The sequence below is a fragment of the Halomonas sp. A40-4 genome (assembly GCF_015767635.1).
Lineage (GTDB): Bacteria > Pseudomonadota > Gammaproteobacteria > Pseudomonadales > Halomonadaceae > Vreelandella > Vreelandella janggokensis.
The window spans coordinates 1,245,905-1,272,148 of record NZ_CP065230.1 but is presented as its reverse complement, the minus strand read 5'-3'; the positions used below and the strand labels follow the sequence as shown (position 1 = coordinate 1,272,148).

The window sequence follows — 26,244 nt, the reverse complement described above, 5'->3', positions numbered from 1 at the left end:
GAATTCACCGTGAATCTTTCAGCCGAATTACGTTTGAAGGCCATTATAGACGGCACACGAGCTGGCACCTGGGAATGGAATATCAGAACCGGGGACGTGGTTTTCAATGAGCGGTGGGCGACCATGCTGGGCTTCACCCTGGATGAGATTCAACCGCTTTCCATTGAAACCTGGAACCAGCTTTGCCACCCCGACGACCTGAAGCGCTCCTATGAATTGATCGGTCAGCATCTGGACAACAAAATTCCTTTTTATGAATGCCTGTGCCGAGTTCGACGCAAGGACGGTAGTTGGTGCTGGATTCAGGACCGCGGCATGCTGGTAAAAGAGGCAGACGGCACCCCCACCGAATGGATGATGGGGACGCATATCGACGTTTCCAGCGAGCAGGAATCCCAACAGCACTTCACCCATCTCGCGGCCTCCGTGCCTGGAATACTCTTCTCGTTTGAAATGGACTCACCGGACGCCCTGCGTTTCACTTATGTCAGTGAACGTTCGTACGCCTATTTTGGCATCACTTGTACAGCCATTGAGGAAGATGCCTCGGCTTTCTTCGATAGGGTTCATCCACTCGACTCGTCAGAAGTCCATGCTACCGTACAAAACTGTTACAGGTCTTTATCGGAGGCGTCCTGTCAATTTCGAATGGTAATAGATGGCGCCGAACAATGGTTCCGGGCGGTTGCGCGGCCCATCCAAGACCCCTTTGGCAAGCTCGTCTGGCATGGCATGTCGATAAACATTGATGACCAGAAACAATTGGAAAATACACTGGCTCGCCTGTCCATTACCGATGAATTGACAGGGTTGTTTAATCGGCGCTACCTGACGCAGGCCCTCAACGACGCCATGGAGCTTTACCAGCGGTATCAGTCGCCTTTCTCGCTGATCAGCCTTGATGTCGATCATTTTAAGAAAATCAATGATCATCACGGCCATTTGGTGGGTGACAACGTATTGTCCAAAATCGCCGGATTGATGGCAGATCGATTAAGAACCACAGATATTGTAGCTCGCACCGGCGGCGAGGAATTTCTTGTCATTTTGCCTAACACCACCGAGAAGGAAGCCACCCAGATTGCGGAAACCCTTCGACAGATGGTCAATCAGGCCGAGTTTCTTGGCCATGACCATACACCTTTTATTGTCGCCATCAGTGGTGGCGTGTTGGAAATGTCCGAGGATATTGCGTCTGTCGAAGAGCTGCTAAAACGATCTGACCAACTGCTCTATGAGGCCAAGGATCGTGGCCGGAATATGGTGCTTGATAAGCAGACGGCCTCGATGAGTGGGCCTTTGCATTCCGGATCAAATGCGCGTCCCCATAACGACGTTGGAATCTACAGACCAAAGCGGAATATAGATCAATAACCACATGATCCTATTATGATTCACTTCTTCCAGCGAGCCATACGATACATGTTAGATACTGCGTCAGCCCCCATCACCATAACACCAGGCACTGACCCAGCCTGCAGATTAAAAACCAACCAGAGAACACTCCCTAATAACAAAGCGCTACGCCTGGGTAAGCCGTGAAGAAAGAAAATCCCCATACTCCCTATGATGACGGCAAAGACTGGCAAAAAATCCCAACTGCTCTGCCAGCTTAGCCCACCTGAAATAAGATATAGACCGATGAAAAGGGCAGCCAACCAAGCGCCTCGATATCGAATACCCACCAGGTTACGTACCGCGGTGATCAGATTGAGCAGAGCGGCCGTGGGCTGAGCCAGCAGCATGAAATGCAGACTCCATACCAGGCAGGAGCCAGACAGAAGCAAGAGCATTCTCACATCTTGTCTACACTGGAACGCCAGAATACCCGCTAAAGCAGCCAAGCCGCCGACACCCTGGGCCCAAAACCATGCCTCGCTCACACATCGTCCAGTCGAGCCGACAAGGTACCCGGCGCTAAAGGAAGGGACTGGCAGCGTGACCAGATACGCTCGTAGGCGGGACGAAGCCTTTCTGTCTGTTTTTCTGCCTCGCCAATGGCAGGTCTCAGTCGTGTCATTGCCTGCTCGATCCGCCGAGAAATGGCGCGCTGATCAAGCCGCGTCAGTTGGCCATCCGCCACAACGCGTTCACCTTCCACAAAGACCGAATCGATACTCGCACCACTCTCACCAAACACCAGCTGACGTAGAGGATCATTAAGCGGCGTAAAAGCGGGACCATCCAGACGATAGAGCACCAGATCGGCGCGCTGACCTGGTGCAATCCGTCCTAGCCGGCCTTCCATGCCAAGGGCTTTGGCGCCGCCCTCCGTGGCGGCATAAAGTGCCTCTTCGGCGCCAATCCAACGTTTGTAGTCGTTGCCGCGTAACTTATGTATCAAGGCTGTGTTGGATACAACTCGCAACATGTCGGTGGACTCCAGGGAGCCACAGCCATCTGTTCCCAGGCTCACATTGACGCCTGCATCCAGCAAGGGACGCATCGGCATGAGCCCAGAGCCCAGCTTCAAGTTGCTATTAGGGTTGTGCTGAACACTGGCACCGCTTCTGGCAATACGTGCAATGTCGTCAGGCGTCAGCCAAACGGCGTGAATCAAGGACGTACCGGGTGCCAGAAACCCCAGATCGTCAAGGTGCTGAAACAGGGTTTTCCCGCGTTCATGCCAGGCGGAAGCGGCCTGTAGGCGCGTCTCTTGAACGTGGATGATTACCGGTAATTGGGTAGCGTCGGCAAGTTCGCGCACCTGGTGCAGAAAACCATCGCTACAGCGCTGCGGTGCTGAAGGCGCCAGCAGGACGCCAACCCGGTTTACATCTGGATGGCGAGTCGCCGCGAGCTCTTCAACAAAACGCAGGTACTCGGAGGGAGGCGTGGCCTTGACGGTTGCCAAACTGGCCAACGTGTCGTCGCTACACTCCTCGTGGATGAAGGGCACACTCTGATGGAAAGGAACATCAAAAAGCGTCGGTCCCAGCAATGCGCGGATGCCAATGTCCTCATAGGCTGACATCGCCGCCTCGATATGTTCTGGATGCAGCACCGGCGAGGCGTTGAAGTCATCGACGATGCAGGTGGTGCCCGAGAGCAGCGCCTGACTGGCGCCCACCAAGGTCCGCAGGTAGACATCTTCAGCGGTGAGCGGCAACGGCTTAGCTGGACGCACATAATTCATCCAAAGCTCAAGCGGCAAACGATCGTAACGCCCCTTATGAAAGTTTTCATGGGAATGATGATGGCCATTGAGAAACCCCGGTACTGCGAACGTATGCCGGGCATCTACGGGCTCACCTTCAGGTGGGGCGCTGCCCGTTGGGCGAACGTCGCGTATCTCGCCGTTTTCAATAACGATATCGACAGGCGCTGGAAGCACATGAAGTCCATCTTCGGCCAGCGCCCTAAGCCCCAGCAATGTCAGTTTGGTCATAGCACCTACAGCCGATGCCCCCGTTAGGGGGCATCGGCTGTCTCCCTAGTATGATAGATCACTCGCCCAGATAGGCCTCGCGCAGGGCAGCCTGCTCGGCAGCCAGCGACTCGGCGAACGCTTCGTGTCCTTGAAACTGGATATCAGAGCCAATCTGGCTGATCAGCCGCAGGAACCCTTCGTTCTGGGTCATGCGCTCGAAGCCATCGCTAAGCTCGGCCACTACCTCATCGGGCGTACCCGCCGGCGCCATCACGCCACGCCAGAACTGAAAGACAACATCATAGCCCTCTTCCTGGCACGTCGGGATATCCGGATAAGCCTCCTGGCGCTCGATATCGGTCACACACAGACCCGTTAGCGTGCCCGCTTCCAAATGTTCACCGACGACACTGGGCGCGCCAGCATAGGCCATGGTATTGCCCCCCAACAATTGGGTCACAGCTGGGCCGCCACCGCCCAATTCCACACCGCGCATCTCAACATCGGCGGCGCCTTTCAGCATCTCGAACACTGTATAGGTAAAGCCGTTGCGGTTGTCGGAGCTATAAATCACTTCATCAGGATGATCACCCGCATGCTCAACCAGTTCACCAATGGTCTGGAAGGGCTGCTCCGGCGTGGTCACAAAGATAGCGGGGCTATAGTTGATGCGCGCGACAGGCACGAAGTCATCCATTTCATAGGGCAGATCTTCTACCTGAGGCCGTAGCGAGTTGATGGTAGGATCGCCGAACAGCAGCATGGTGCCATCGGGCGTGCTACCGGCCACTTCTGCGGCGGCCACTGCCCCGCCGCCGCCACCGCGAATCACCGAGATGAGCGAGCGCCCAAGAAACTCCTCGCCTACGGCCGTGATGATGCCGGCATGAAGTGAGTGGGACCCTCCGGCAGGATACGGGGTGACAAAACGAATCGGTTCATCGGGAAGGTGGCTCTCTTGTGCCAGCACCGTACTGGCAGCAGTGAGACTGGCAGCAGCCAGGGATGCCGATAAAAGTGTGAGAGGAAGAGTTTTATGGTTCATGAGTCGCCTCCGTTGGCGTTATGTGGCTTCTTGCGACGGGACCATGGGAGCCTGAGAGTGGCGCCCTTGGGCTTCAGCCCTCGCCATGCCAGAAAGGCAATGACCAAGACCAGAAGACAGAGAAGAACAAGACTGATCGGGCGTGACCAAAAGATCGCCAGACTACCGTTGGAGAACACCAGGGATTGACGTAATGCACTCTCGAAACCCGGGCCCAGCAACAAACCGATGATCAATGGCGCGATGGGAAAGCCGGTACGGCGCATCAGGTACCCCGCCCCACCCCCAAACACCAGAATCAGAAGATCAAAAGTGCTCGAATTGACGGCATAAGCACCACAAACGCAGAGCAGCAAAACACAGGGATAGAGCACAGCGTGCGGGATACGCGTCACCTGCTTTAGCCAGCGAATGGCGAACAGGCCGAACACCAACAACAGGAGGTTGGTCACCAAAAGCACCATAAAAAGACCAAACAGAAAACCGGGGTTTTGCTGTATCAGCAGTGGGCCTGGCATCATTCCCTGAGCCATGAGGGCACCGATAAGCACGGCGGTAATGGTGTCGCCTGGAATACCGAAAACGGTCATGGGGATGAGCGCTGAAGGGACCACGGCATTATTACCCGCTTCGGCAGCGGCAAGGCCTTCAAGCGATCCTTCACCAAAGCGCTCGGGCTCACGGGAGCGGCCCCGCGCCAGACCATAGGCGATCCAGCAGGCAATTTCAGCGCCGAGGCCCGGCAGCGAACCGAGAAAGGTGCCTAGTGAGGTCGAACGCAGAATCGTCGGCCGCAATACCCAGAATTCAGCCCAACGTAGCCGCTCTCCACCATGCTCAACGTCGCCAGCCGTTTGTTGACCTTCTGGTGGATGCGTCAGCTGCATCAATATCTCACTGAGCGCGAACATGCCGATCATCAAGGGAATCAGTGAGACTCCCGCCAGCAGATCGGTATTGCCAAAGGTAAACCGCTGATAGCCAGACATTGGATCCAGCCCGATACACGCCACCAGCAGACCCAAGCCGGCCGCCGCTAACCCCTTGGCTGCGTTCCCGCCGCTCACGGTTGCAATCATGGTGAGGGCAATGAGATAGAGCAGTGCGAATTCAGGTGAACCAAAGCGAATGGCGATCGATGCCAGCGGAATCGCCACCACAATCAAAACCAGTGTCGCCATAAGATCGGCCACGACAGAGCTGAACAGACTCAACTCCAACGCCTTGCGGGACTTACCCTGCAGCGTCAGTGCATAGCCGTCTCGCGCCGAGGCCGCCGCAGCTGCCGTCCCCGGGGTATTAACCAAAATGGCGGGGATCGACCCACCGTAGATGGCCCCTTTATAGATCCCGAGCAAGAACGGTATCCCAATGGTGGCGTCCATGAAGAACGTAAAAGGCGCCAGGACGGCGACCGCCATGGTCGCCGTAAGCCCTGGTAATGCGCCGATCAGGATGCCTCCCGCCAACCCTCCCGATAGAGCCAGGAAAGTCCATGGCGATGCCAGCATGGCCAAGCCCTGCTGGAGAATCGAAAAATCGATCACAGCCAGCCTCCTCGGGGGAAGTAGATTCCCATCACGCCCTCGAAGAGGTGGATAACAAGCACTGGCGGCACAATCGCAAGTATCAACAGGATGTACCAGCGCCGCTCGCCAAACAGCAACGCCAGCAGCGGAACTGCCAGCATGCTGGTCAGCCAGATTCCCAACCACGGCAGTCCGATGGCCACAACGACCATCAAAACGTAAGCCGACAGCGCGCGGGACGTTCTCCCGGTTTTGATGGGTGTTGGCGGTTGAGGTCGCCAAGCCATCAGCATCAGCACAACGCCAAGGGCCGCGACCAGAAGCGCCATCAGTCCAGGAAAGAAGGCAGCCGAGCCAATATAACCAGGATCACCGTAGGGAGCCGTCGGGGCATGCACAATGCGAAGGAAGACCAGCCCGGCGGCAAGTGTTCCTAACCCCATCAGCGTTTCAAGAAGCCGAGTGGAGCGACGCGAAAGCACCGTGTTCATCAGGTCGACCATGGGCTGCCACCTGCGGGTCTGGGTTTGGGGCGTGCCGGTTCCGGCAAATCACAGCGCAGGAATTGCCCACGGCCTGCCACTCCCGCATAGGCACCATCGCGCCAAACCACCTCACCGCGGCACAGCGTGGTAGCTGGCCAGGCACTCACCGACATTCCTTCATAGGGGGTGTAATCCACCGCGTGATGCAGGTCATTATTACGGATCTTGCGGTCAAGCCCGGTATCCCAAATCACAAGATCCGCATCCGCGCCCACCGCAATCGAGCCTTTACGCGGATAAAGGCCGTACATGCGTGCCACGTTCGTGGCCGTCAGGGCCACGAACTGCTGAATAGACAGACGACCGGTCTCGACGCCATGGCTGAAAAGGAGCGCCATGCGGGTTTCCAACCCCGGAATGCCGTTGGGAATACGATCAAAGCTGGCATCGTTGCCTGCGGCAAACTTGCCCTCGGGGCCGGCAAAGGTGAAGGGGGCATGATCAGAGGAAAACACCTGAAAGACGCCACTCTCGAGACCGTCCCAGACCACTTGCTGGTTGGCGCGATCCCTGGGTGGGGGGCTGCAGATACACTTGGCGCCATGCGTCTCGTCATCCGTGATCCCCAGGTCATCCGCCGTCAGAAACAGGTATTGCGGGCAGGTCTCGGCATAGATCCGCAGGCCATGGCTATGCGCCCAGCGCACCTGCTCCACCGCCTCACGGCCGGACACATGGACGATCAAAATCGGCACATCGACCAACTCGGCATAGGCAATGGCCCGGTGCGCGGCTTCACGCTCGACCAACATGGGACGTGCCTCGGCATGATAGCGTGGTGCCGTATGCCCCTGAGCCAGAAGCCGCTCGGTCAACCAGGCAATGCAGTCCGCATTCTCGGCATGCACCATGACCATGGCGCCGTTTTCTCGAGCGACAGCCAGCACATCAATGATCTCCCGGTCAGCCAGTTTCAGATCGTCGTAGGTCATGTAGATCTTGAAAGAGGTGTAACCCTCACGAATCAGCGCAGGCAGTTCGACCCCTAACACCTCAGGAGACGGGTCAGTCACGATCAGGTGAAAGGCATAGTCGATGCAGGCCTTTCCCTCAGCGCGTCGATGGTAGTCGTCTACCGCTGACCTCAGGCTCTGCCCCTTCTTCTGCAGCGCAAAAGGAAACACCGTCGTGGTACCACCACAGGCGGCCGAGCGAGTGCCCGTCAGAAAATCATCGGCCATGCGAGAGCCGTCCGATGTCGGCTGATCCAAATGACAATGGCCATCGATGCCACCGGGCAAGACCCACCGGCCGGCGGCATCGATCTCCTCCCGACCGGCCGCCAACCCCTTGCCCAACGCCACGATAATGCCGTCACGAATACCGATGTCGGCTTCAAAGACATCCGCCGCCGTGGCGCAGCGAGCATGACGAATCACCTTATCAAAATCATTCATTGGTCCAGTTCTCCTTGCATCAGTCGGCCCCAGCCAGACACGGGAACCCTGCCCTGCCCCGTCATTTGCAGCATTTTCCACACCACGGTGGCGGTGGTATCGAGCACCGGCACCCCAAATTCAGCCTCCCACTGAGGGACCAGATGCGCGGAATACAAATTGGTACACGCGACCACAATGGCTGGCGCGCCAGCCTCGGCCACTCGCCTGACCTGTGCCGTGAGGGTCTCCGGCGAGACCTCGGCATAAGCAAAGTTCTCACTAATGCCGAGATGGTCCTCGGCGACCACCTCGAAACCAGCATCACGGTAATTGGAGCGAATTCGGGTCTGCACGTCGCCGGTATAGGGCGTCACCAGCCCGAAGCGCTGCAGTTCATAGGTCTCGAGAATCTCGTTGAGGGCCAGCATCGACGTGGTTGCCGGAATGCCGGTTTCTTCCTTGATGCGTCGACAGAGCGTGACGTCATGGTCAAACCCCAGCCAGCCAGCAGAGGTTCCACTCCAGCCGATCACGTTGACGCGGGCGTCGGCGAGCATGCTCGCCGCCACGAGCACGTTTTGGTTATCAAACTGACCAAGCGCCTGCTGACTCAGGGCGATTTGGGTGACGGTAAACCGGGAAAAGTGGGCACTTACGTCGGGCAGCTGGCTCAACATGGCAGAAGTAAGCGGCTCCAACGCAGTATTCGACGAAGGCGTCAGCACCCCGAAGCGGATACGGGTCATGGTGTGGTTTCCTGATGGACAGAGGATTCGAGAAGCGTCACCGTCAACGGCTGCGCCCCTTCCCAGAGGCAACGACGACCGAGTTCCGGCAACTGTTCGATGCCCTTGATGATCGTCATGACATGGTTGCCAGCAATCGGTCCAAGCTTGCTGGCAAACGCACAGGGACCGTACGCCATTAGAATCTCGGTCTCGCTGTAGCCACCGGGGTAAAACAGCACATCGCCGACGGCCGGATAGCGGGTGGGCGTTTCCCAGGGGAGTTGAAAGTCATTATCGCCAAGCGGCACCCAAACCCCTTCCCCACTCCACCGCACATGCACCATCTGCGTTTGCCAGGGCAACAGGCGTAACAGGGCATCGACACTGCATGGCGCGTCAGGGTGCGTCTCGGCGATAAAGCTCAGTTCTCGGCTGCTCATGCGAAGTTGATAAATGGAATGGCTCATGACATCGACTCGCGCCCCACCAGCGCCGCCAAAGCGCTCGAGAGGCCCTGACAAGGCTTGGTCGGCGGTGCCGCATAGCTGCCTGCCTCTGCGGGGCGCGGATTCAGCCGCGTGAGCAGTTCGGCCTGGCGAACCGCGCAGCTCACCCCATCAACGATCGGCACAGGAATATGGCTTTCTACCTGGCGCGCCAGACCGGCCAACGGCGCGCCGGCAATGATCAGCACATCTGCGCCATCTTCATGCACGGCTGCCTGGCATAGCGCCACCAGCTGCTCACTTTTCTCCTGTTGCACGGCGCCAATGTCATGCAGGGGCTCGTCCAGGCAACGGATACCCGCCAGCCGTGACGCCATGCCGTAACGATCGACGGTTTCGCTGTACCAGGTGCGAATACGGCGGGAAATGGCCACAATCCCGATGCGGCCACCGAGCATCGCGGCACTCATGAGAGCACTCTCCGTCAGCCCGACGACCGGGATCGGCAGCATTTCCCGGGCAGCCTCCAGGCCGGGATCCCCAAAGGCCGCGACCAGGGCAGCATCGTGACCCTGATAATGCTCGGCCAGCTCGTTCATGACGGCGTAGGCACCGATCGCCGATTCCGCCCGCGTCTCGATATAAGCCACGCCGAACGTCGCGGTGCGCAATGTCAGCTCGGTCTCAGGCGATGCGCTGCGCCTGGCTTCATTACCAATCAGTTCGGTAACACTGTGAGACGTATTGGGATTGACAATCAAAAGCTTCATCAGGCTCTCCTTTACACCTGCGCCCGGGCGCGTTGCCAAAGCGCTTCAGCGGCGCCCTGGGCATCAGAAAGCAAGACTGATGTATTGGCACGGCTCAGCTCACCGCCTTCAACGACAACCTCGCCATTGCAAACCACATACTCCACATCTCGCCCCTGGGCCGTGTGAACCAGGTTGCCCATCGCATTGATTAGCGGCACAAGGTGTGGCCGACGGAAGTCAAACACCACCAGGTCGGCGCGCTTGCCAGGCGTGAGTGACCCGAGCTCAGCGTCGAGCCCGAGTGCCTTGGCACCTCCCAGGGTTGCCATCTCGACGACATGATGGGGCTGCCACGTCTCATTGACTTCGCCCTCCTGGACGCGCCCCATGATCAGCGCCCAGCGCATCACCTCCACCATATCGGCGTGCATGTTGTCAGTGGCCAGCGCCAGGTTCGCACCGGCCTGACGCAGACGCGTCGTCGGGGCAATACGACCACCGGTCGCATTGCCTCGCGGCACATGGGCAATATTGGTCGCCGTGGCGCCAATTCTTGCGATATCGCTATCGCTGACATACATGCAGTGCGCCGCGGTGAACCGAGAGCCCAGCAAACCGACGTCATCGAGCAGCTCGGTCGGGCTCATGCCGTCGCGCTCCTGAACACGACGATTCTCTTTGAGGCTTTGGGAGAGGTGGCCATTGACCTGGACGCCCAATGCCTCGCTTGTCTTTGCCACTTTCGTCAGCAGTTCCTTGGAGCAGGTATCCGGCGCATGCGCAGCCAGCTCAACCCCCAGCCGACCGTCCATGCCGCCCTGCCAGCGATCATGCAACGCGACGGCGTCGGCCAATGTCGTCTCGCCGATCTCGGCTCGGTGCTCCCAGATACCTTCATGCACCCGGCTGAAGTCCACATCGTGTATCCGACCGCATGTAATCACCCGCATACCGAGCTCGCCCATTGCAGGCAGGGTCTGGTTGGCGTGGACATAGCTATCGTTGATCAGTGTGGAGCCGAACAACAGGGCTTCTGCCGCGCCCAATCGGGCCAGAGCCACCGCTTCTTCTTCACTGACCTCATGGCCATGGGGTACCCCCGGGGTATACGCCGGGGCAAATCCCATATCCTCGGCGACGCCGCGCACCATGCTGAGAATGGTATGGGTGTGCACATTGACGAACCCCGGGGTGACAACCCGACCTTGCATGTCAAGCGTTCGACGGGCGGGAGGTAGCGGCTTGGCAGGATCGTCGGGGCCGATTTCGACCAACCGACCCGCATGGATGACGATACGACCACGCTCGATTTCCCCGAGGACCGGATCGACCGTGATGACGCGGGCACCATGGATCACCAGGTCGGCGGGATAGGTCGCATTAAATAAAGGCGGTGTTTCCATTTATTACTCCTGGAGCCATCAGTAGCCAAGTAAACGAGGAAGACCGGTAACGATCGGGGGAAAGGCGATGCACAGACCAAGGATCGCAAACTGAAACGCAACGAAAGGCAGCGACTCCTTGACGAGTGTCATCATCGGCACTTTGGTAATGCCGCTCATCACGAAATACAGCACCCCAACAGGCGGCGTCATCATGCCGACCACCAGGTTGTACATGAACAAAAAGCCGAAATAGAGAGGATCGATACCGTAGACAAGCGCCACGGGCGCAAACAGGGGCACCAGCATGATGTAGGCCGCGTTGGATTCGACCAGCATGCCGATCCCCACCAGCAACACCATGGTCAGCAGAATGAACGTCAAGGGATCGCTAGTTAATGACTGGATGAATGACGACAGCATCACCGGCACCATCTCGATGGTGAAAACGAAGGTGAGTACGGAGGCGAACGCTATCAACGCCCCCACCATGGCTGACGTCACCGCGGCCCGGTAAAGACACCCGGGAAGATCGGCAAAATGAAGACGGCGAGTCACGACAAAGCCGATGAATGCCGAATAAACAACCGCAATGGCCGCCCCTTCAGTCGCCGTGAAGACACCGCCGACAATGCCACCTACCACGATGACCGGCATCATGATAATGACTAGGGCACGCCGGGCTTGATGGGCCACATTACACAGATTGAAAGACTCACCCGTGAGTTCGTAGCCACGTCTCCAGGAAATCCAGCTCGCGATGGCCATGAAGCCCACGGCCAGCATGAGGCCAGGGACGATGCCGGCCATGAAGAGACCACCCACTGACACGGATGAGCCGGCCATCAGGGCATAAACAATCATGGCATTACTGGGTGGGATGACAGGCCCCAGGTTAGCCGCCGACGCGATAACCGCACCCGAATACGCATCAGGATAATATTTGCGCAGTGACGGGACCAATGTGCTGCCCATCGCACTGGCGCTGGCAACGGCTGCCCCGCTTACCGAAGCAAAAATGGTGCCTGATGTGATGGTCACGTGGGCGAGCCCTCCATGCATGCGGCCCACCAGGCTATTGGCAAAAGCAATAAGACGATCCATGATGCCCGCTTTTACCATCAGCTCACCGGCCAGCATGAACAGGGGTATCGCCATCAAGGGAAAACTGTTGACGGCATGCATCATGCGCTGTGGCATCACGACCAATTCAAAATCAAGCAGGAAAAGTGATGCCAAAGCCCCCACCCCAATGGCAAAGGCCAGCGGCATACCCAATACCGCCAATCCGAGAAACAGGCTGATAGCTAACCAAGTCATGGTCTATTGACCTCCCAGGTGGCCGAACCGCCCCAAGCGAGCAATGTCAGATGGAGGAAAGCGTGGGCGCCGCAAACCATAACGGCGATAAAGTAAACAGAAGAAGTGACGGGCAACGTCGGCATCAACTGATTCCAGCCATCAACAGTTGCCGTGTAACTGCCTACCATCACCATCAACATCAGCAATGCTGACAGGCCTGCGGTAAGTCGAAACAACTGCTCTCGCCGTCTTTCCGGCATCATCATGACAAACAGATCAATGCCGACATGAACGCCGTGTTTCACCCCGTGGGGAATGGCCAAAAAAATTGCCCAAACAAAGAACAGCCTTGATAGTTCATTGGCTGAATCTATTGATGAACCCAAGACATAGCGCCAAAAAACTTGCAAAGAGATGAAGACAGTCATCAACGCCATTACCACCACAACAGCCCAGTAAGTGGCGACATCCAATTGCTCGATCAGCTTTTTAAAGTAACTAAAGCGTTTAGATACCGGCGGGGGCATTGGCCCCCACCCGCGTTTTTCATCATGGCGATTTTCAGAGGAAGAAGGCGTCATAGCTCGTCTCACTTAGCGCTTTCAGCTTCTTGCATCACCAGCTCGAGGAACTCAGGATCGACCCGCTCGGCAAGCGTATCCGCCACCCCTGAGGTCGCCTCGCGAAGTTCGGCGCGCAACTCATCAGGGATCGATGTAAACTCCATGCCCTCGTCGATAAGCATCTGACGCCACTCTTCTTCTTCCGCCGCAGCCGCTTCACGCTGCCACTCCATTGCCGCTTGCATACCCTCGTCCACTAGCATGCGATGTTCATCGGAGAGGGCGTCATAGCTATTCTTGTTCGCCACCGCGTTGATAAAGTCATAAAAGTGACCACTGTCCGAGAGATAATCCTGGACCTCATGGAAGCGACGACTTGCAATAATGTTGTAGGGGTTCTCCTGTGCATCAAGCACATCCTGCTGAAGGGCCGAGTAGAGTTCTGACACATCCATCGATTGCGGATTAGCCCCCAGAGCTCGGAACGTCTGAAGGTGGACCTCATTGGGCTGCAGACGAATACGCATGCCCTCGAAGTCTTCAACCGACGTAATCGGGCGCAGATTATTCGTCACGTGGCGGAACCCGAGCTCGCCGTAACCCAGGTTGACAAAGCCGAGCTCTGCCATCTCCTGGTCGAGATGCTCACCGACGGGACCGTCCATAACTTCAAAGGCCTGCTCACGACTGTCGAACAGGAAAGGCAAACTGACGGCTTCGTAGTCCGGCACGGTCCTACTGAAGTAAGCAATCGACGTAAAGACCGCAAAAATACTACCGGAACGCACCTGATCAACGTTTTCGGTTGCACCGCCCAACTGCATAGCGGGAAAAAGATCGACCTCGATCTCGCCCTCGGACTCCGTTTCGACATACTCTTTAAATATTTCCATGGCGCGAGAGACCGAATGATCCGTCGGAAAGTTACCTGCCACTCGCAGTTGTTCCGCCGCCAAGAGCGAGGGTGACAGCAGCATACCCGCCGCCAAAAAAGGAACCGCCTTCAAAAATTTGCTATGGGACATGATGAAATCTCCAGCCGTTTTAGTAAGGACAGCCTGGGCACTCAGAGCTCGGCCACCTGAGATTAAGTCAGCAACTAGCATGCCAAGCCCATTTTCATCACACCGACATCAGCCATTTAGTGTCGTAAATAAATGAATATAAAGGATAATAATATTGTTCTTTATATTATTTAAAATAGTTAATACAATATTGCATACAATATTTTTGAAAATATATCGCACTCATTTTGTGCGATAAAAATGCAAACGCCCATTAACAGTGCAGTCGTACCAGACGCACTTTTGATTGAAAGCCGACCCCATTCATACGTATCTTACGGCTAGTGAAAATACAGGAACCTTTATGGACACATCCCTTGCAAAACTTGCCATTGATGAGATAGCCGAGCGGATAACGGATGCGGTAATGGAGCACCGGCTACCCCCAGGCATCAAATTAGTGGAAGAAAAACTAGCCAGTGCTTTCGGTGTGAGCAGAACGAAGATTCGTCAGGCACTGACATTGCTGGCACAAGACGGGCTTGTGACCCTGCACCCCAACAAGGGGGCCTACGTGACGCGCCCCACGGCCGACGAGGCGAGAGACCTTTTTGTCACCCGTCGATTGGTAGAGCCGGAGATCGTACGTAATGTCATCAAGCGCGCCTGCGCCGACGACCTGGCACAGTTGCGGGCTCATTTAGAAAAGGAAACCGAGGCACGCCGGCTTGGAGATCGGCGGCGCATCATTCGGCTGTCAGGCCAGTTTCATATGTTGATGGCTCGCCTTAGCGGTAACAGCTTCATTGAAAAACTGATGGCGGAACTCTGTCCTCTGACCTGCTTGATTATTGCTCTTTTCGACGAGCCTCAGACGCCCGCTTGTCCAGAAGATGAGCATGCCATGATTGTGGACGCGATAGCTGAACGTGATGAAGAACGAGCCATCGACTTGATGCTGCATCACTTACATCACATTGAGCAGGCACTTCATTTGGATCAGCAAGTTGAAAGTGGCATTCACTGGGAAGCACTTTATGGATAGAGAAGCAGCGCTGTATGCCCTCATAGATCATAAACCCTTCCATCTATCCCAAAAGGCACCGTACGGAAGCAATTAAGGCGTCTGTCATGACACTTCGCCAAGCTGTTTTCGAGACAGATTGGTCGGACCGGATACATCATCGTCTCCCTTATGCATCGGGATAGGCCGTGCCGCGCTTGACGCGCACCAGTAGCTCCTCCCCGCCGATCTGGCCGCCCTTGAGTACTACCTCCAGCCCGTCGACCGGCGAGTCGGTGGCTACCAGCCGGCACAGATGGCCGCCCTGAGCCTCATCGAAGGCCACCAGTTCCAGGGCATCTGCCCCGAGTTGCCGCATGGCATGGCTCGAGGTATCACCACCCGCAAAAACAACACGATGAAGATCGCCTGCCTCTCTCAGCTCGCGGGTCAGTCGAGCGAAAACCTCGCCAACGACCGTCGCCAGTCGCTCGGTTGAAAGGTCTGCAATGACATCCGTGTCGCTGCGCGTGGTCGCCACAGCGACATCACGACCCTCTCGGAACATAGCCATCACCTGGCGGGACAGCCGTCGGGCCACGCCAGGCGCATCGCGCATCGCCTCTTCGGGCTGCAGTGGCAGAACGCAACCGCCCTGCGACTCGAAATGCGCCAACTGCATGCGGGTCTGCGGGGAACAACTGCCGGATAGCACCAGCAACCGCGCCACGCCTTGATAGGTGGTCGGCAACGGGTGGCGCTCCACCGTATCGCGGGTCAAGGAACGGCCCACGGAATCTGCCAGCCCCTGGGCAGCAACCGCGAGCGTAGGACGGTGCTCGGCCAGGCGCAGGATCAACTCGGCAGCGTGTTGCAGCTCGGACTGATTGGTGGCATCAAGGACCACGAAACGCTCTGACTCAACGGCCGACCACAATGTCTCCCAGCCGCCGCCCGCCTGACGATAGTCGAGCAGTGTGACCGCCGCCGACGCAATTGTCGTCTGCGAAGCCAGATGACGACGCAAGTCCGCCTCGTTCATCGGGGTCGAGGGGTGATGCGCCATGCCTGGATGCTGATCCAACCGACAGATCTCGCCCTGGTAGCGGGTGAACAGGTGGGAAAATGCGGTGTATCGCCCGAAGTCCGGGGTAGCGGGCATCACCGGCAGAGCACAGCCCGGCCAGCGCCGACGGGCCAGCTCCATTACATGCCCGATGCTGCCCACCGTCGGTGATGAATCGAATGTCGAGCAGATCTTGAACTGCATTAGCCTGGGGGCGATCGACTCGATGACTGCAAGGGCCGGCTCGACCTCGGCGGTGATTGCCGACGGCGTCAACCCACGAGCCGTCCCCGCCAGCCCTACCACATCCAGTTCCGTTGCCATGTCAAAGATCGTCTCGGGCGCTGCAGTGGAGAAAAACAGTCGCCCACGAAATCCATGGCGGCAGAACTGCGCCAAATTTTCCGTCGAACCGGTGAAATCGTCGCCATAAAAGGCAACCAGTGGTCTTGTCATTGTTAGCCCCTCTTTCCTGGTTGCTCAGGTGCTCTCTCGCACCTTGAGCTCGTAGCCTATATCAACTCTCGATGAGGCGGGCGATCCGCCCTCCAGCTTCGCCAATAGCATTTTCGCGGCCTCTACGCCCATCTCGTAGCGGGGCACGGTCACCGTTGTCAGGCGTGGCGTCAGGTGCTCACCCAACGACAACCCCAGATATCCACCGATGGCGATATCCTGAGGCACCCGTACGCCAATCCGATTGGCTTCCAGAATGGCCCCGGCCGCCAGGTTATCGTTGGCGAAATGTAACGCCTGAAGTTCAGGACGTGCGTCCAACGCCTCGAGAAACAGTTTCCGCCCTACCTCATACGACGAAGGTTGGTCATCCTGAAATAGCACGTCACTTTCTATCCCAGCTGCCTTCAATGCCTGACGATGCCCTTCATACCGCAGGCGGGCACGATAATCGTGCGCCATGCCAGTTCCCAGAAAGGCAATACGTTGATAGCCCCGCTCGACCAGATGCCTGGCCATGCAGGCCCCCGCTTCGGTGTTTTCAACCCCAATGTTCATATCGATGCAGGTCTCGCCCAACTCCATGATCTCGACCACAGGTCGTCCCCAGGCCTTCAGCCGACGTTCAGCGCTCTCGCGATGCCGGAGACCGGTCATGATCATCCCTGAAGGCGAATAGCCGAGCACCGTATCGACCAGGGAGGCCTCGCGTTCCAGGTCAAAATCGGTGGAGCCCAACAGCACCTGATAACCAGCGGGTTCAAGGGTCTGCTGGATGCCATGGATTACCTCGATATAGGTCAATATCGACAGTGACGGCACCACCACCGGAATCACTCGGGTACCTGCCGAGGCCAGACCGCCGGCGATCAGATTGGGAACATAGCCCAGTGCGGACACGGCATTGTCGATACGCTCACGCAAACCGGCAGAGACATTCTCGGGCGTATTCAGGGCGCGCGACACAGTGATCGGCGCGACCCCTGCCTCCCTCGCTACGTCCTTGAGCGTGACACGGTTATCACCTTGATGACGTCGACGTTCTCGCACGCCCGTCTTGTTGGTTGACATACCCTTCTCCTATCTATCCCAGTTTGCGTTCCTGGAAGTTTATCCTATGATGAAAAAAATGGTAGCGCTACCAAATCACCAGTGCTAGCTTTCTGAATAGCCATTCGAACCAGTTGGTGAGGAGTACGCAAATGGCGAGCCAGCCATCTTCAGTTGAAATGCCGCGCATCAGCGCCAGCTACCGCATCGAAACGCCGCTTGATCCAGAGCGGGCGGCCCTGGCGATGGCTGGCGAGCAGTCCTCCGGCACTTTCCTCAAGCTGGCCGGAGAAACCGATGCCCTGCGCGAACGCCATGCCGCCAGGGTAGACGCGGTCACCGCGCTGACGGCATGTGATACGCCCTCACTGCCTGGCTGTTTATCCGGTGACACTTACCAGCAGGCGGATGTCACCTTGTCATGGCCGCTCGAGAATATCGGGGCCAGCCTTTCCAACCTGATGGCGACGATTCTTGGCAACCTCACTGAGCTACGGGAACTTTCCGGTTTCCGGTTGACGGATATCGCACTGCCCGATGCGTTCATCAAGGCAATGCCCGGCCCCCAGTTTTCGGTTTCCGGCACGCGGCATTTGGCAGGCGTCGACCGGGGCCCGCTGGTGGGTACCATCATCAAGCCCAGTGTAGGCCTATCCCCCGAGGAAACCGCCGCACTGGTCAAGCAACTGGTGGAAGCCGGCATCGACTTTATCAAGGATGACGAGCTGATTGCAGATCCCCCCTATTCGCCGTTAGCCGAGCGGGTCCCTGCGGTGATGCGAGTGATCGAGGAACACGCTCAACGTACCGGGCGCAAGCCCATGTATGCCTTCAACATCACTGGCGACCTCGATGAAATGCGCCAGCGCCATGACCTGGTCCGCGACCATGGGGGTACCTGTGTCATGGCCAGCGTCAACTGGATCGGCATGGGGTCGCTGACGGCACTGAGGCGTCATGCCCAGCTACCGATTCATGGTCACCGCAATGGGTGGGGCCTTTTCTACCGCCATCCGCAGTTGGGCATCGATTACCGCGCCTACCAGACATTACTGCGCCTGGCCGGTGCCGATCACTTGCACGTCAACGGTCTCGGCAGCAAGTTTGCCGAGGCCGATGCCTCGGTGATCGACTCCGCCCGCGCCTGCCTGACCCCATTGCTCGAAGCGCCGGACCGCGACGATTGTGCAATGCCGGTTTTTTCGTCGGCCCAAACGATCCACCAGGTACCCGCTACGTTCGCGGCACTCAAGTCGACGGATCTCATTTACACCTGCGGCGGCGGCATCATGGGCCACCCCGATGGAGTCGCCTCTGGCTGCCGCGGAATTCGTGCCGCCTGGGACGCCACCTCCCGCGGAATATCGCTGGAGGAATACGCTAAACAGGAACCCGACCTTGCGGTCGCGTTGCGGGCCTTTAGCCGCCCGTTTTCAGGATGAAGCAACACCGATACGCCATAACAACATCAATACGCCACTACGACATCAAAGAGGTAAGTACCATGAAGACAATAACAGCAAGCAGCATCTTCCTCGTTGGCCTCGCGGCCTTTGGCACGACAACAACGGCCTCAGCCGAGGAGTTGGCCATTGCCATCCACGTCGAACCGTCGCATCCCATGTTCAAGGTGGGCGAACGGCTCAAGGAGAGCATCGAAGAAAAGACCGACGGCGAATTCTCGATCACCCTGCTGGGGACCGAAGTGGGCGGCGAACGTGACCACCTCGAGGGCGCCAGTTACGGCGAGTACGCTATCGCCCTGGGTGGCTCAATGCCCATGACCCTATATGCCGAGGAATTTGCCGCCGCCGACCTGCCCTTCGTCTACGGCTCCAGCGAAGAGGCCCGTGAGGTCTACAACGGCGAGACCGGCGAACTGCTCAACGAACAGCTTATCGCCAACGGCAACATGCGTCTGGTCGGACTTTCCGCACGCAATCCGCGCAACCTGACGTCCAACTTCCCAGTCGAAACGCCAGAAGACGTTCAAGGGGTGCGCATGCGGGTACCCGAGATCGCGCCCTGGATCCAGATTTGGGAAGAAATCGGCGCCCTGCCCAGCCCTATCGCCTGGCCCGAAGTTTACACGTCCCTGCAGACCGGGGTGATCGATATGCAGGAAAACCCGGTTGATCTGATCCATGCCGGCAAACTCTACGAGGTACAGAGCCATATCAACCGCACCGAGCATGTCTATTCGTTCTTTCACTGGCTGATGAACGAGGACTTCTACCAAGGGCTTTCCGATGAAAATCGCGACATCATCCTCGGTGCGATCGATGAAGCGACCAGCTGGGGTAACGACATGGTCGCGAATGGCCAGGCCGACCTCTACGCGGAGCTTGAGGAACTCGGCATGACCATCGTCGAGCCGGATGTCGCCGCCTTCCGCAGCGCAGCCGAACCCGCGATTCGCGACATTGCCGAGAGCTATCATCCTGCGGTGCGTGACTACGTCCTGTCACTCGTCGAGTAACCGCAAAGGGCGAACCGTCACTTTCGGCGGTTCGCTCGCTCGTCCATTCCGATGCACATCACCCGGAGGCGCCCGTGAAAATCTCGGAACGCGTTACCCGTGCACTTGATCTGTTCTGGAAGTTGCTGACCGGGGTTGTGATGACAGCTTTCGCGCTGATGCTGATCATCATGGCTGTTCAAGTCATCTCACGCTATGCCTTGGGCATTGCCGTGTCCTGGACCGATGAAGCCTCGCGCTATCTCTTCCTGGCCGAAATTTTCCTGGGGTCAGTGCTCGCGCTGCGCTACCAGGAACATATTCGCATCACCATCGTGACCGACATCTTGAGCCCTTCCGTGCGCAACATCATTGCCAGCGTAGCGGATGTGATCTGCGTGCTGGTGCTGCTGATGCTCGTCGCTGGAGCCTGGAACATGATGGACAGAACGGCCGGCATCATGGCCAGCACCTTTCAGATGAGCTTTTCCTACATCTACCTCATACAGATGATTTCCGCGTTGCTCATGATCGCGCTCCTGCTCGGTGAACTTTACCAGCGTCTCATGGGCACCCCCCAACCCACCATCGAAGATGGCAGGAGTGACTGACCATGGAAGTTTTCGTCATCATGTTCGTTGGCTTGATCGTTCTGCTGATGCTCGGGGTTCCCGTGGCATTCGCCATGATCGCCTCTTCGGCCCTTGTACTGGGCTATACCCGTGGCTTTGACGCCATCCCCATGGAAATGATCTCACAGCGGACACTATACGGGGTCAACAGTTTTACCCTTCTGGCTATCCCCGCCTTTCTGCTCATTGGCCGCCTGATGAACAGTGCCGGCATCTCGGACCGTGTCTTCGATGTCGCCCGCACCATGGTCGGCCACTTCAAGGGTGGGCTGGGTCATGTCAATGTCGTCGCCAGCATGCTGTTCGCGGGCATGTCCGGCTCGGCGGTTGCCGATGCCGGCGGACTCGGGGCGCTGGAAATCAAGGCGATGGAGGACGACGGCTACCCGACTGGCTTCAGTGCCGCCGTTACCGCCAGTTCGGCCACTATTGGACCGATCATCCCACCCAGCATCCCCGCTGTCATCTACGGCGCCCTGGCCAATGCCTCGATTGCCGCCATCTTTCTGGCTTCCATCATTCCCGGGCTATTCATGGGCATAGGATTGATGGTGATGGTCGCCATTATCTCTCATCGGCGCGGTTTCCCGACGCGGGCAAGGGCTAGTTTCAGCGAGTTTACTCTCGCCCTCACGCGGGGCGCACTGCCAATGTTAACCCCCCTGATTATCATCGTGGGGATTCTCTCGGGCGTGTTTACCCCTACCGAGGCGTCGGTGGTAGCGCTGATCTACTGCCTGATCATCTCGTTTCTGGTCTATCGTTCGATCAACATACGCGAGTTCCTGAATATTCTGCGCGCCACCGCCATTGATACCGCCGCGCTGCTCTTTATCATCGCCGGCAGTGCGCTTTATAGCTGGGTGTTGGCACGTTATCAGGTGACCGCGCTGGTGGCGGATTTTCTGCTGGCAACGGTGACCGACCCACTCGGACTGCTGCTCTTGCTGGCCCTGTTCATCCTCCTGATCGGGCTCTTTATTGATTCAGTTCCGGCGCTGTTCCTGCTGACCCCGCTACTGGTGCCGGTGGTGATGCAATACGGTATCGATCCCGTGCATTTTGGCGTGGTCATGATTTTCACCCTGATGATCGGCTTGATCACACCGCCTGTCGGCACTGTGCTGTTCACGATACAGAAGATCACCGGCATGCCGTTCTCGGGTCTGGTGAGGGAAATACTCCCGTTCTACATACCGCTTTTCGCGGTATTGCTGATCATCATCCTGTTCCCAGCAGTCGTCATGTTTCTACCCAACCTGGTACTCAATTAGGGCAGCAACGCCTGTCCACGACAACGAGGAGATTCACATCATGTCTGTTCTCATTACGGGGGGGCTCGGCCACGTCGGCTCCTGGGTGGCCTACCAACTGGCCAAGCAAGGCAAGCAAGTCATCATCTGCGACATGGCGGCCGGCCATTTCGATCGGCTGGGTCTCGACTATCTGGAGGAGGTACGCGACAAGTTAGTGCTGGAAGCCGTCGATGTCCTCGACTATCACAGCATGTTCGAGCTTTTCCGTCGTCATCAGGACGAACTGGAAGGTGTCATCCATGGGGTCTCGGTCATCGCCGGCCCCACGTTCCAGCAACGCCCCTTCAAGAATATCTCGATCAACGCGATGGGTACCCTGAATGTACTCGAAATCTGTCGAATTCTGGGGATTAACAAGGTCGTGAACATGAGTTCCGGTGCCGTTTACGGCGATGCCCCGGGACCCCAAAGCGAAGCGACGCCTTACAAAGCGACCGATCTTTATGGGGCCACCAAGATTGCCGGTGAGCTCTATGGCCTGCAATACAGTGACACCTACGGAATGGACGTACGCAACGCACGGCTGTTCTTCGTCTACGGTCCTGGCAAGCGCCCATCGCACATGCATATGGTCTACCAGGGATTGTTTGGCCCGCTGGAAGGGCTTGACGATATCCAGGCACCCAACGGCGCCGAGCAGGCCCTGGACTGGACTCATGTACACGACACAGCGGCCGGCATCGTCAAATTGTTCCAGAAGGACAGTGTTGTCCAGCGCAATTTCAACATCTCCAGCGGGGTCAGCGTCGACCACCTGCAGATCGTCGAACACGTCGCCGAGATCACGGGCAAGCGGGCCAACGTCAAACTGGGTCCCGGCCCCTTCGTGGTCAGAGGCGCACCGCTGGATATCTCGCTGGCCCAGCAGGAGCTTGGCTTCACGCCCAGATTCACGGACATTCGCGAAGGCATCCGCGACTACTGGCAGTGGCTGAAATCCAACGCCAATTGAAGGGAGCAATGGGAGGCAACTGAACGCATTCGCCGCACGACCTGCGAAGTATGCGTCTTATACGTGAAAAATGGCTGGCTACCTCGCAGGGGTGATGCTGGCCATCGCTTGCGACGCTTTGCAACGCCGAGTCCCCAGCTATCGTTTAGAACTCGATATTGTGGGTATAACGTATATTCATCAATCGACAGCGCTAAGCGTGCTACTTTGAATTACCACGAAAGTTGTATTTCATAAAAAAATAGAGGTATGTCGCTGCTATGAAACATCTCATCATGACACTCCTGACTACCCTGGGACTGGGCCTTTCTGCCACCACCATGACGGCACACGCACAAGATGACCCTATCGTGGTCGGCGGTCTCAACTACACGGAGCATTTGATTCTCACCTCCGCTACCTTCCAGTTGCTGCAAGCCAAAGGCTATGACGTCGACAAGCGCGAGGGGTTGGGCACCTCCGTTTTGCGTCAGGCGCAGGAAAACGGCCAAGTCGACCTCTATTGGGAATACACCGGCAACTCAGTCATCCTCTTCAATGACCAGCCACAACCCGATAATGCCGCCGAGACCTACGCCACTGCCAAGCGTCTGGACGCCGAGAAAGGCCTGGTCTGGCTGAATCCTTCAGACACAAACAACACCTATGCGCTCGCCATGCGCGAGGCCGAGGCCGAAAAACTCGACATCCATACCCTTTCTGATCTAGCCGCGGCGATGAACGATGGTGCCGATCTGACGCTAGCCTCTAATGCCGAGTTCTATGCCCGCGAAGATGGGCTGCGGCCACTCCAAGAAGCTTATGGATTCGAGTTTCCCCGCTCGAGCGTCAAGCGCATGGACTCAGGGCTTACTTACAATGCGCTGCGTGAAGGCGAAGTCGACGTGGCGCTGGTATTCGCTACCGATGGCCGCAATGGCGCCTTCAACTTCGAGGTGCTCGACGACGACCAGCAGTTCTTCCCGGTCTACCAGCTGGCACCGGTGGTTCGCGAAGAGACCCTCGACGCCCACCCTGAACTTCGCACCCTGCTCAACGATATGTCCGCTGCGTTGAACGATCCGACGCTAATCGACCTGAACCGCCGAGTCGACGTCGATGATCAGAGCATTGAAAAGGTCGCGAAGGACTTCCTGACCGAAAACGACCTGCTCTAACCCCCTGCTCCGATCCCATCTTCTTTTCCGGGGGCGATGCTTGCATCGCCCCAAGTGACAGGACACCCCATGTTTCCAAGTGGAAGCCAACCCGATTCCCGGGAAGTGCGTGACTTCCCGCATCCGGTCGTAGAGGAACCAGCACTTTTCATCCCGCTGCCCGATGGTAGCCACCTCGCAGCAAGGATGTGGAGGCCGACAGACGCCGAGTCCCATCCCGTGCCCGCGATCATCGAGTGCATCCCCTACCGAAAACGAGACGCCACCAGTGCCGACGACGAACGCATGCATCCCTACTTCGCTGGACACGGCTATGCAGCGCTGCGTATCGACTTGCGCGGCAGCGGCGACTCCGACGGCGTGCTGGAAGATGAATACCTGGTGAGCGAGCAGGACGATATCGTCGCCGCAATCGCCTGGATAGCCGAACAGCCATGGTGCAGTGGCCGCGTCGGCATGATGGGCATTTCCTGGGGCGGCTTCAACTCATTGCAGGTGGCATCGCGCCAGCCGCCAGCGCTCGGCGCCATCATCGCCGTTGGTGCCACCGTCGACCGCTATCACGATGACGTGCACTACAAGGGCGGCTGCGTACTCAACGAGAACTTCGGCTGGGCGGCCTCGTCGTTATCCTTCATGTCGCGGCCGCCTGACCCCGCCTTACGCGACGACTGGCGTGAACTCTGGCAGCACCGGCTCGCCCATCAACCCTTCGTGGCCGAGAACTGGTTCGATCACCAGACGCGCGATGCCTACTGGCGCCACGGCTCGGTGTGCGAGGATTATGCGCAATTGACGACACCGACCTTGGCCGTCACCGGCTGGGCCGACGCCTATGTCAACTTCGTCGCCGAAATTCTCGAGCATGCGCCCTGCCCAAGGCGTGGGATCGTCGGCCCCTGGCCCCATGCTTATCCGCACCTGGCGATGCCTGGGCCGACCATCGGCTTTCTCCAGGAAGCGCTGCGCTGGTGGGATCACTGGCTGAAGGGGCGTGACACCGGCATCATGGAAGAACCGCTATATCGCGTATTCTGTCCGTCCTTTTCCGAGGCCGATCCGCAACGGCTCGAAGTGCCCGGCGAATGGCTCGCCGAAACACAATGGCCAAGCCCGCACGTCACTTCGCAAGCCCTGGCGCTCGGCAATGGCGCGCTACACACGAACAGCGGGGCTATCCGCCCCAAGATGGCCAAACTGCGTGCGCCCGCCGACAACGGCCTGCAATGCGGTGAGTACATTCCCCACAGCAGCGGCCCCGAGATCGCTGGCGATCAACGTGTCGACGACGCCCATTCGCTGACCTACGACACCGATCCGCTGGATACCGGCATGGTAATTCTGGGGCGCCCCACGCTATCGCTGCGGGTCAGCGTCGACCAGCCGCGCGCCAATTTGATCGTGCGCGTTTGCGACGTCTCGCCCGAAGGCGTGTCGCAACGCGTCTCCTACGGTGTACTCAACCTCTGCCACCGCGATAGCCACGTCACACCCTCCGACGTACCATGCGATACGCCGTTCGACGTGACGGTTCCACTGAATCAAACCTGCTACCGCTTCACCGCCGGGCACCGGCTTCGCGTCTCGGTGACCACTGCCTACTGGCCGTTGGTCTGGCCAAGCCCTTACCCGGTGACGCTGACCCTGCATGAGGCCGACTCTCAACTCACGCTACCTCAGCGCGCCTCGCACGACACGCCACCGGTACAGTTCGAACCGGCAGTCTTTTCCGGCCCCCTGCAACATCAGGTTGTACGCGCGGGCGAACAGTCCCGAGACGTCACCCACTCCTTGACCGACGGCTGGACCCGGCACGCCATCATCGACGACTTCGGAGAGATCGCCTACGACCATGGTCTGACCAACATTGCCTCGGCGGACGAGCGCTACACGATCCACCCCGATGCACCCGCCACCGCGACCATGAGCAAGAGTTGGCGTCAGGACTTCAGACGCGACGGCTGGCACGTCCACACCGAAACCTGGGCGGAACTGAGCTGCGATGCCGACTGGTTCTACCTGGAAGCACGTCTGCAGGCCTTTGATGAGACCGAACGCTTCATCGACCGACGCTGGAAAACGTGCCGCCGCCGACGCTGGGTGTAAGTC

The 26,244-nt window shown here is 58.0% G+C and carries 24 protein-coding genes; 9 read left to right on the top strand and 15 right to left on the bottom strand.

The window, feature by feature from the left end; translation table 11 throughout:
• Window positions 1-9: 9 nt before the first annotated feature.
• The gene (locus tag IT895_RS05945; protein ID WP_199285017.1) at window positions 10-1,374 is read left to right on the top strand and encodes a sensor domain-containing diguanylate cyclase; all 1,365 of its coding nucleotides are present in this window, start codon (window positions 10-12) and stop codon (window positions 1,372-1,374) included.
• Between the two features lie 20 nt (window positions 1,375-1,394).
• Here the strand turns inward: IT895_RS05945 and IT895_RS05940 are convergent, their stop codons facing one another.
• Genes IT895_RS05940 through IT895_RS05880 form a run of 13 tightly spaced genes read right to left on the bottom strand, consistent with a single transcriptional unit; the run spans window position 1,395 to window position 14,066 of the window.
• Window positions 1,395-1,883: a YgjV family protein gene (locus IT895_RS05940; RefSeq protein ID WP_199285016.1), complete on the bottom strand. Its 489-nt coding sequence runs from the start codon at window positions 1,881-1,883 to the stop codon at window positions 1,395-1,397.
• The gene (locus IT895_RS05935) at window positions 1,880-3,388 is read right to left on the bottom strand and encodes an amidohydrolase family protein (protein WP_199285015.1); all 1,509 of its coding nucleotides are present in this window, start codon (window positions 3,386-3,388) and stop codon (window positions 1,880-1,882) included. Before IT895_RS05935 ends, IT895_RS05940 begins: the two co-directional genes overlap by 4 nt.
• A gap of 58 nt (window positions 3,389-3,446) precedes the next feature.
• The gene (locus IT895_RS05930; RefSeq protein WP_085917346.1) at window positions 3,447-4,415 is read right to left on the bottom strand and encodes a tripartite tricarboxylate transporter substrate binding protein; all 969 of its coding nucleotides are present in this window, start codon (window positions 4,413-4,415) and stop codon (window positions 3,447-3,449) included.
• The gene (locus IT895_RS05925) at window positions 4,412-5,962 is read right to left on the bottom strand and encodes a tripartite tricarboxylate transporter permease (RefSeq protein WP_199285014.1); all 1,551 of its coding nucleotides are present in this window, start codon (window positions 5,960-5,962) and stop codon (window positions 4,412-4,414) included. Before IT895_RS05925 ends, IT895_RS05930 begins: the two co-directional genes overlap by 4 nt.
• Entirely contained in the window at window positions 5,959-6,447 is a 489-nt protein-coding gene (locus tag IT895_RS05920) for a tripartite tricarboxylate transporter TctB family protein (protein ID WP_085917344.1), read from the bottom strand. Before IT895_RS05920 ends, IT895_RS05925 begins: the two co-directional genes overlap by 4 nt.
• Window positions 6,435-7,886: a dihydropyrimidinase gene (gene hydA, locus IT895_RS05915; RefSeq protein WP_199285013.1), complete on the bottom strand. Its 1,452-nt coding sequence runs from the start codon at window positions 7,884-7,886 to the stop codon at window positions 6,435-6,437. Before hydA ends, IT895_RS05920 begins: the two co-directional genes overlap by 13 nt.
• A complete protein-coding gene (locus IT895_RS05910) occupies window positions 7,883-8,614 on the bottom strand; it encodes a maleate cis-trans isomerase family protein (protein ID WP_199285012.1) in 732 nt (243 codons plus the stop codon). The genes hydA and IT895_RS05910 overlap by 4 nt, the downstream gene beginning before the upstream one ends.
• The gene (locus IT895_RS05905) at window positions 8,611-9,063 is read right to left on the bottom strand and encodes a DUF3830 family protein (RefSeq protein ID WP_199285011.1); all 453 of its coding nucleotides are present in this window, start codon (window positions 9,061-9,063) and stop codon (window positions 8,611-8,613) included. Before IT895_RS05905 ends, IT895_RS05910 begins: the two co-directional genes overlap by 4 nt.
• Window positions 9,060-9,812, bottom strand: coding sequence for an aspartate/glutamate racemase family protein (locus IT895_RS05900; RefSeq protein WP_199285010.1), 753 nt, complete (start codon window positions 9,810-9,812; stop codon window positions 9,060-9,062). Before IT895_RS05900 ends, IT895_RS05905 begins: the two co-directional genes overlap by 4 nt.
• Before the next feature lie 11 nt (window positions 9,813-9,823).
• On the bottom strand, window positions 9,824-11,197 hold the full coding sequence (locus IT895_RS05895) for an amidohydrolase family protein (protein ID WP_199285009.1): 1,374 nt from the start codon (window positions 11,195-11,197) through the stop codon (window positions 9,824-9,826).
• An 18-nt stretch (window positions 11,198-11,215) separates the two neighbouring features.
• Window positions 11,216-12,496, bottom strand: coding sequence for a TRAP transporter large permease (locus IT895_RS05890; RefSeq protein ID WP_085917339.1), 1,281 nt, complete (start codon window positions 12,494-12,496; stop codon window positions 11,216-11,218).
• The gene (locus IT895_RS05885) at window positions 12,493-13,059 is read right to left on the bottom strand and encodes a TRAP transporter small permease (RefSeq protein ID WP_085917338.1); all 567 of its coding nucleotides are present in this window, start codon (window positions 13,057-13,059) and stop codon (window positions 12,493-12,495) included. The genes IT895_RS05890 and IT895_RS05885 overlap by 4 nt, the downstream gene beginning before the upstream one ends.
• A gap of 8 nt (window positions 13,060-13,067) precedes the next feature.
• Window positions 13,068-14,066 (bottom strand): TRAP transporter substrate-binding protein, encoded by a 999-nt coding sequence (locus IT895_RS05880; protein ID WP_085917337.1) that lies wholly within the window; start codon window positions 14,064-14,066, stop codon window positions 13,068-13,070.
• Between the two features lie 286 nt (window positions 14,067-14,352).
• Here IT895_RS05880 and IT895_RS05875 point away from each other — a divergent pair, with 286 nt between their 5' ends.
• Window positions 14,353-15,090 carry a GntR family transcriptional regulator gene (locus IT895_RS05875; protein ID WP_199285008.1) on the top strand — a complete coding sequence of 246 codons (738 nt, stop codon included), beginning with the start codon at window positions 14,353-14,355 and terminating at the stop codon, window positions 15,088-15,090.
• 148 nt (window positions 15,091-15,238) lie between these two features.
• Here IT895_RS05875 and IT895_RS05870 read toward each other — a convergent pair whose 3' ends face one another.
• Both IT895_RS05870 and IT895_RS05865 read right to left on the bottom strand, forming a co-directional pair.
• The gene (locus IT895_RS05870) at window positions 15,239-16,570 is read right to left on the bottom strand and encodes a four-carbon acid sugar kinase family protein (RefSeq protein WP_199285007.1); all 1,332 of its coding nucleotides are present in this window, start codon (window positions 16,568-16,570) and stop codon (window positions 15,239-15,241) included.
• A gap of 24 nt (window positions 16,571-16,594) precedes the next feature.
• Window positions 16,595-17,641, bottom strand: a complete 1,047-nt coding sequence (locus IT895_RS05865; protein ID WP_199285006.1) for a LacI family DNA-binding transcriptional regulator — start codon at window positions 17,639-17,641, stop codon at window positions 16,595-16,597.
• Window positions 17,642-17,772: 131 nt separating this feature from the next.
• On the opposite strand from IT895_RS05865, the gene IT895_RS05860 reads away from it, so the two are divergent.
• From IT895_RS05860 to IT895_RS05830, 7 genes are all read left to right on the top strand, one after another.
• Window positions 17,773-19,062, top strand: a complete 1,290-nt coding sequence (locus tag IT895_RS05860) for a ribulose-bisphosphate carboxylase large subunit family protein (RefSeq protein WP_199285005.1) — start codon at window positions 17,773-17,775, stop codon at window positions 19,060-19,062.
• A gap of 62 nt (window positions 19,063-19,124) precedes the next feature.
• Window positions 19,125-20,099: a TRAP transporter substrate-binding protein gene (locus tag IT895_RS05855; RefSeq protein WP_085917333.1), complete on the top strand. Its 975-nt coding sequence runs from the start codon at window positions 19,125-19,127 to the stop codon at window positions 20,097-20,099.
• A gap of 74 nt (window positions 20,100-20,173) precedes the next feature.
• Window positions 20,174-20,689: a TRAP transporter small permease gene (locus IT895_RS05850; RefSeq protein WP_066318125.1), complete on the top strand. Its 516-nt coding sequence runs from the start codon at window positions 20,174-20,176 to the stop codon at window positions 20,687-20,689.
• 2 nt (window positions 20,690-20,691) lie between these two features.
• A complete protein-coding gene (locus IT895_RS05845) occupies window positions 20,692-21,984 on the top strand; it encodes a TRAP transporter large permease (protein ID WP_199285004.1) in 1,293 nt (430 codons plus the stop codon).
• Between the two features lie 40 nt (window positions 21,985-22,024).
• Window positions 22,025-22,978, top strand: coding sequence for an NAD-dependent epimerase/dehydratase family protein (locus tag IT895_RS05840; protein ID WP_199285003.1), 954 nt, complete (start codon window positions 22,025-22,027; stop codon window positions 22,976-22,978).
• A 260-nt stretch (window positions 22,979-23,238) separates the two neighbouring features.
• A complete protein-coding gene (locus IT895_RS05835) occupies window positions 23,239-24,135 on the top strand; it encodes a glycine betaine ABC transporter substrate-binding protein (protein ID WP_085917326.1) in 897 nt (298 codons plus the stop codon).
• A 69-nt stretch (window positions 24,136-24,204) separates the two neighbouring features.
• Window positions 24,205-26,241 carry a CocE/NonD family hydrolase gene (locus IT895_RS05830; RefSeq protein ID WP_199285002.1) on the top strand — a complete coding sequence of 679 codons (2,037 nt, stop codon included), beginning with the start codon at window positions 24,205-24,207 and terminating at the stop codon, window positions 26,239-26,241.
• The last annotated feature ends 3 nt before the right edge of the window (window positions 26,242-26,244 follow it).

Coding starts and splice junctions, on each gene's coding strand:
- IT895_RS05935 (WP_199285015.1), bottom strand. CDS start 3,388: ATGACCAAACTGACATTGCTGGGGCTTAGGGCGCTGGCCGAAGATGGA.
- IT895_RS05930 (WP_085917346.1), bottom strand. CDS start 4,415: ATGAACCATAAAACTCTTCCTCTCACACTTTTATCGGCATCCCTGGCT.
- IT895_RS05920 (WP_085917344.1), bottom strand. CDS start 6,447: ATGGTCGACCTGATGAACACGGTGCTTTCGCGTCGCTCCACTCGGCTT.
- hydA (WP_199285013.1), bottom strand. CDS start 7,886: ATGAATGATTTTGATAAGGTGATTCGTCATGCTCGCTGCGCCACGGCG.
- IT895_RS05910 (WP_199285012.1), bottom strand. CDS start 8,614: ATGACCCGTATCCGCTTCGGGGTGCTGACGCCTTCGTCGAATACTGCG.
- IT895_RS05905 (WP_199285011.1), bottom strand. CDS start 9,063: ATGAGCCATTCCATTTATCAACTTCGCATGAGCAGCCGAGAACTGAGC.
- IT895_RS05900 (WP_199285010.1), bottom strand. CDS start 9,812: ATGAAGCTTTTGATTGTCAATCCCAATACGTCTCACAGTGTTACCGAA.
- IT895_RS05895 (WP_199285009.1), bottom strand. CDS start 11,197: ATGGAAACACCGCCTTTATTTAATGCGACCTATCCCGCCGACCTGGTG.
- IT895_RS05890 (WP_085917339.1), bottom strand. CDS start 12,496: ATGACTTGGTTAGCTATCAGCCTGTTTCTCGGATTGGCGGTATTGGGT.
- IT895_RS05885 (WP_085917338.1), bottom strand. CDS start 13,059: ATGACGCCTTCTTCCTCTGAAAATCGCCATGATGAAAAACGCGGGTGG.
- IT895_RS05880 (WP_085917337.1), bottom strand. CDS start 14,066: ATGTCCCATAGCAAATTTTTGAAGGCGGTTCCTTTTTTGGCGGCGGGT.
- IT895_RS05870 (WP_199285007.1), bottom strand. CDS start 16,570: ATGACAAGACCACTGGTTGCCTTTTATGGCGACGATTTCACCGGTTCG.
- IT895_RS05865 (WP_199285006.1), bottom strand. CDS start 17,641: ATGTCAACCAACAAGACGGGCGTGCGAGAACGTCGACGTCATCAAGGT.
- IT895_RS05860 (WP_199285005.1), top strand. CDS start 17,773: ATGGCGAGCCAGCCATCTTCAGTTGAAATGCCGCGCATCAGCGCCAGC.
- IT895_RS05855 (WP_085917333.1), top strand. CDS start 19,125: ATGAAGACAATAACAGCAAGCAGCATCTTCCTCGTTGGCCTCGCGGCC.
- IT895_RS05845 (WP_199285004.1), top strand. CDS start 20,692: ATGGAAGTTTTCGTCATCATGTTCGTTGGCTTGATCGTTCTGCTGATG.
- IT895_RS05840 (WP_199285003.1), top strand. CDS start 22,025: ATGTCTGTTCTCATTACGGGGGGGCTCGGCCACGTCGGCTCCTGGGTG.
- IT895_RS05835 (WP_085917326.1), top strand. CDS start 23,239: ATGAAACATCTCATCATGACACTCCTGACTACCCTGGGACTGGGCCTT.
- IT895_RS05830 (WP_199285002.1), top strand. CDS start 24,205: ATGTTTCCAAGTGGAAGCCAACCCGATTCCCGGGAAGTGCGTGACTTC.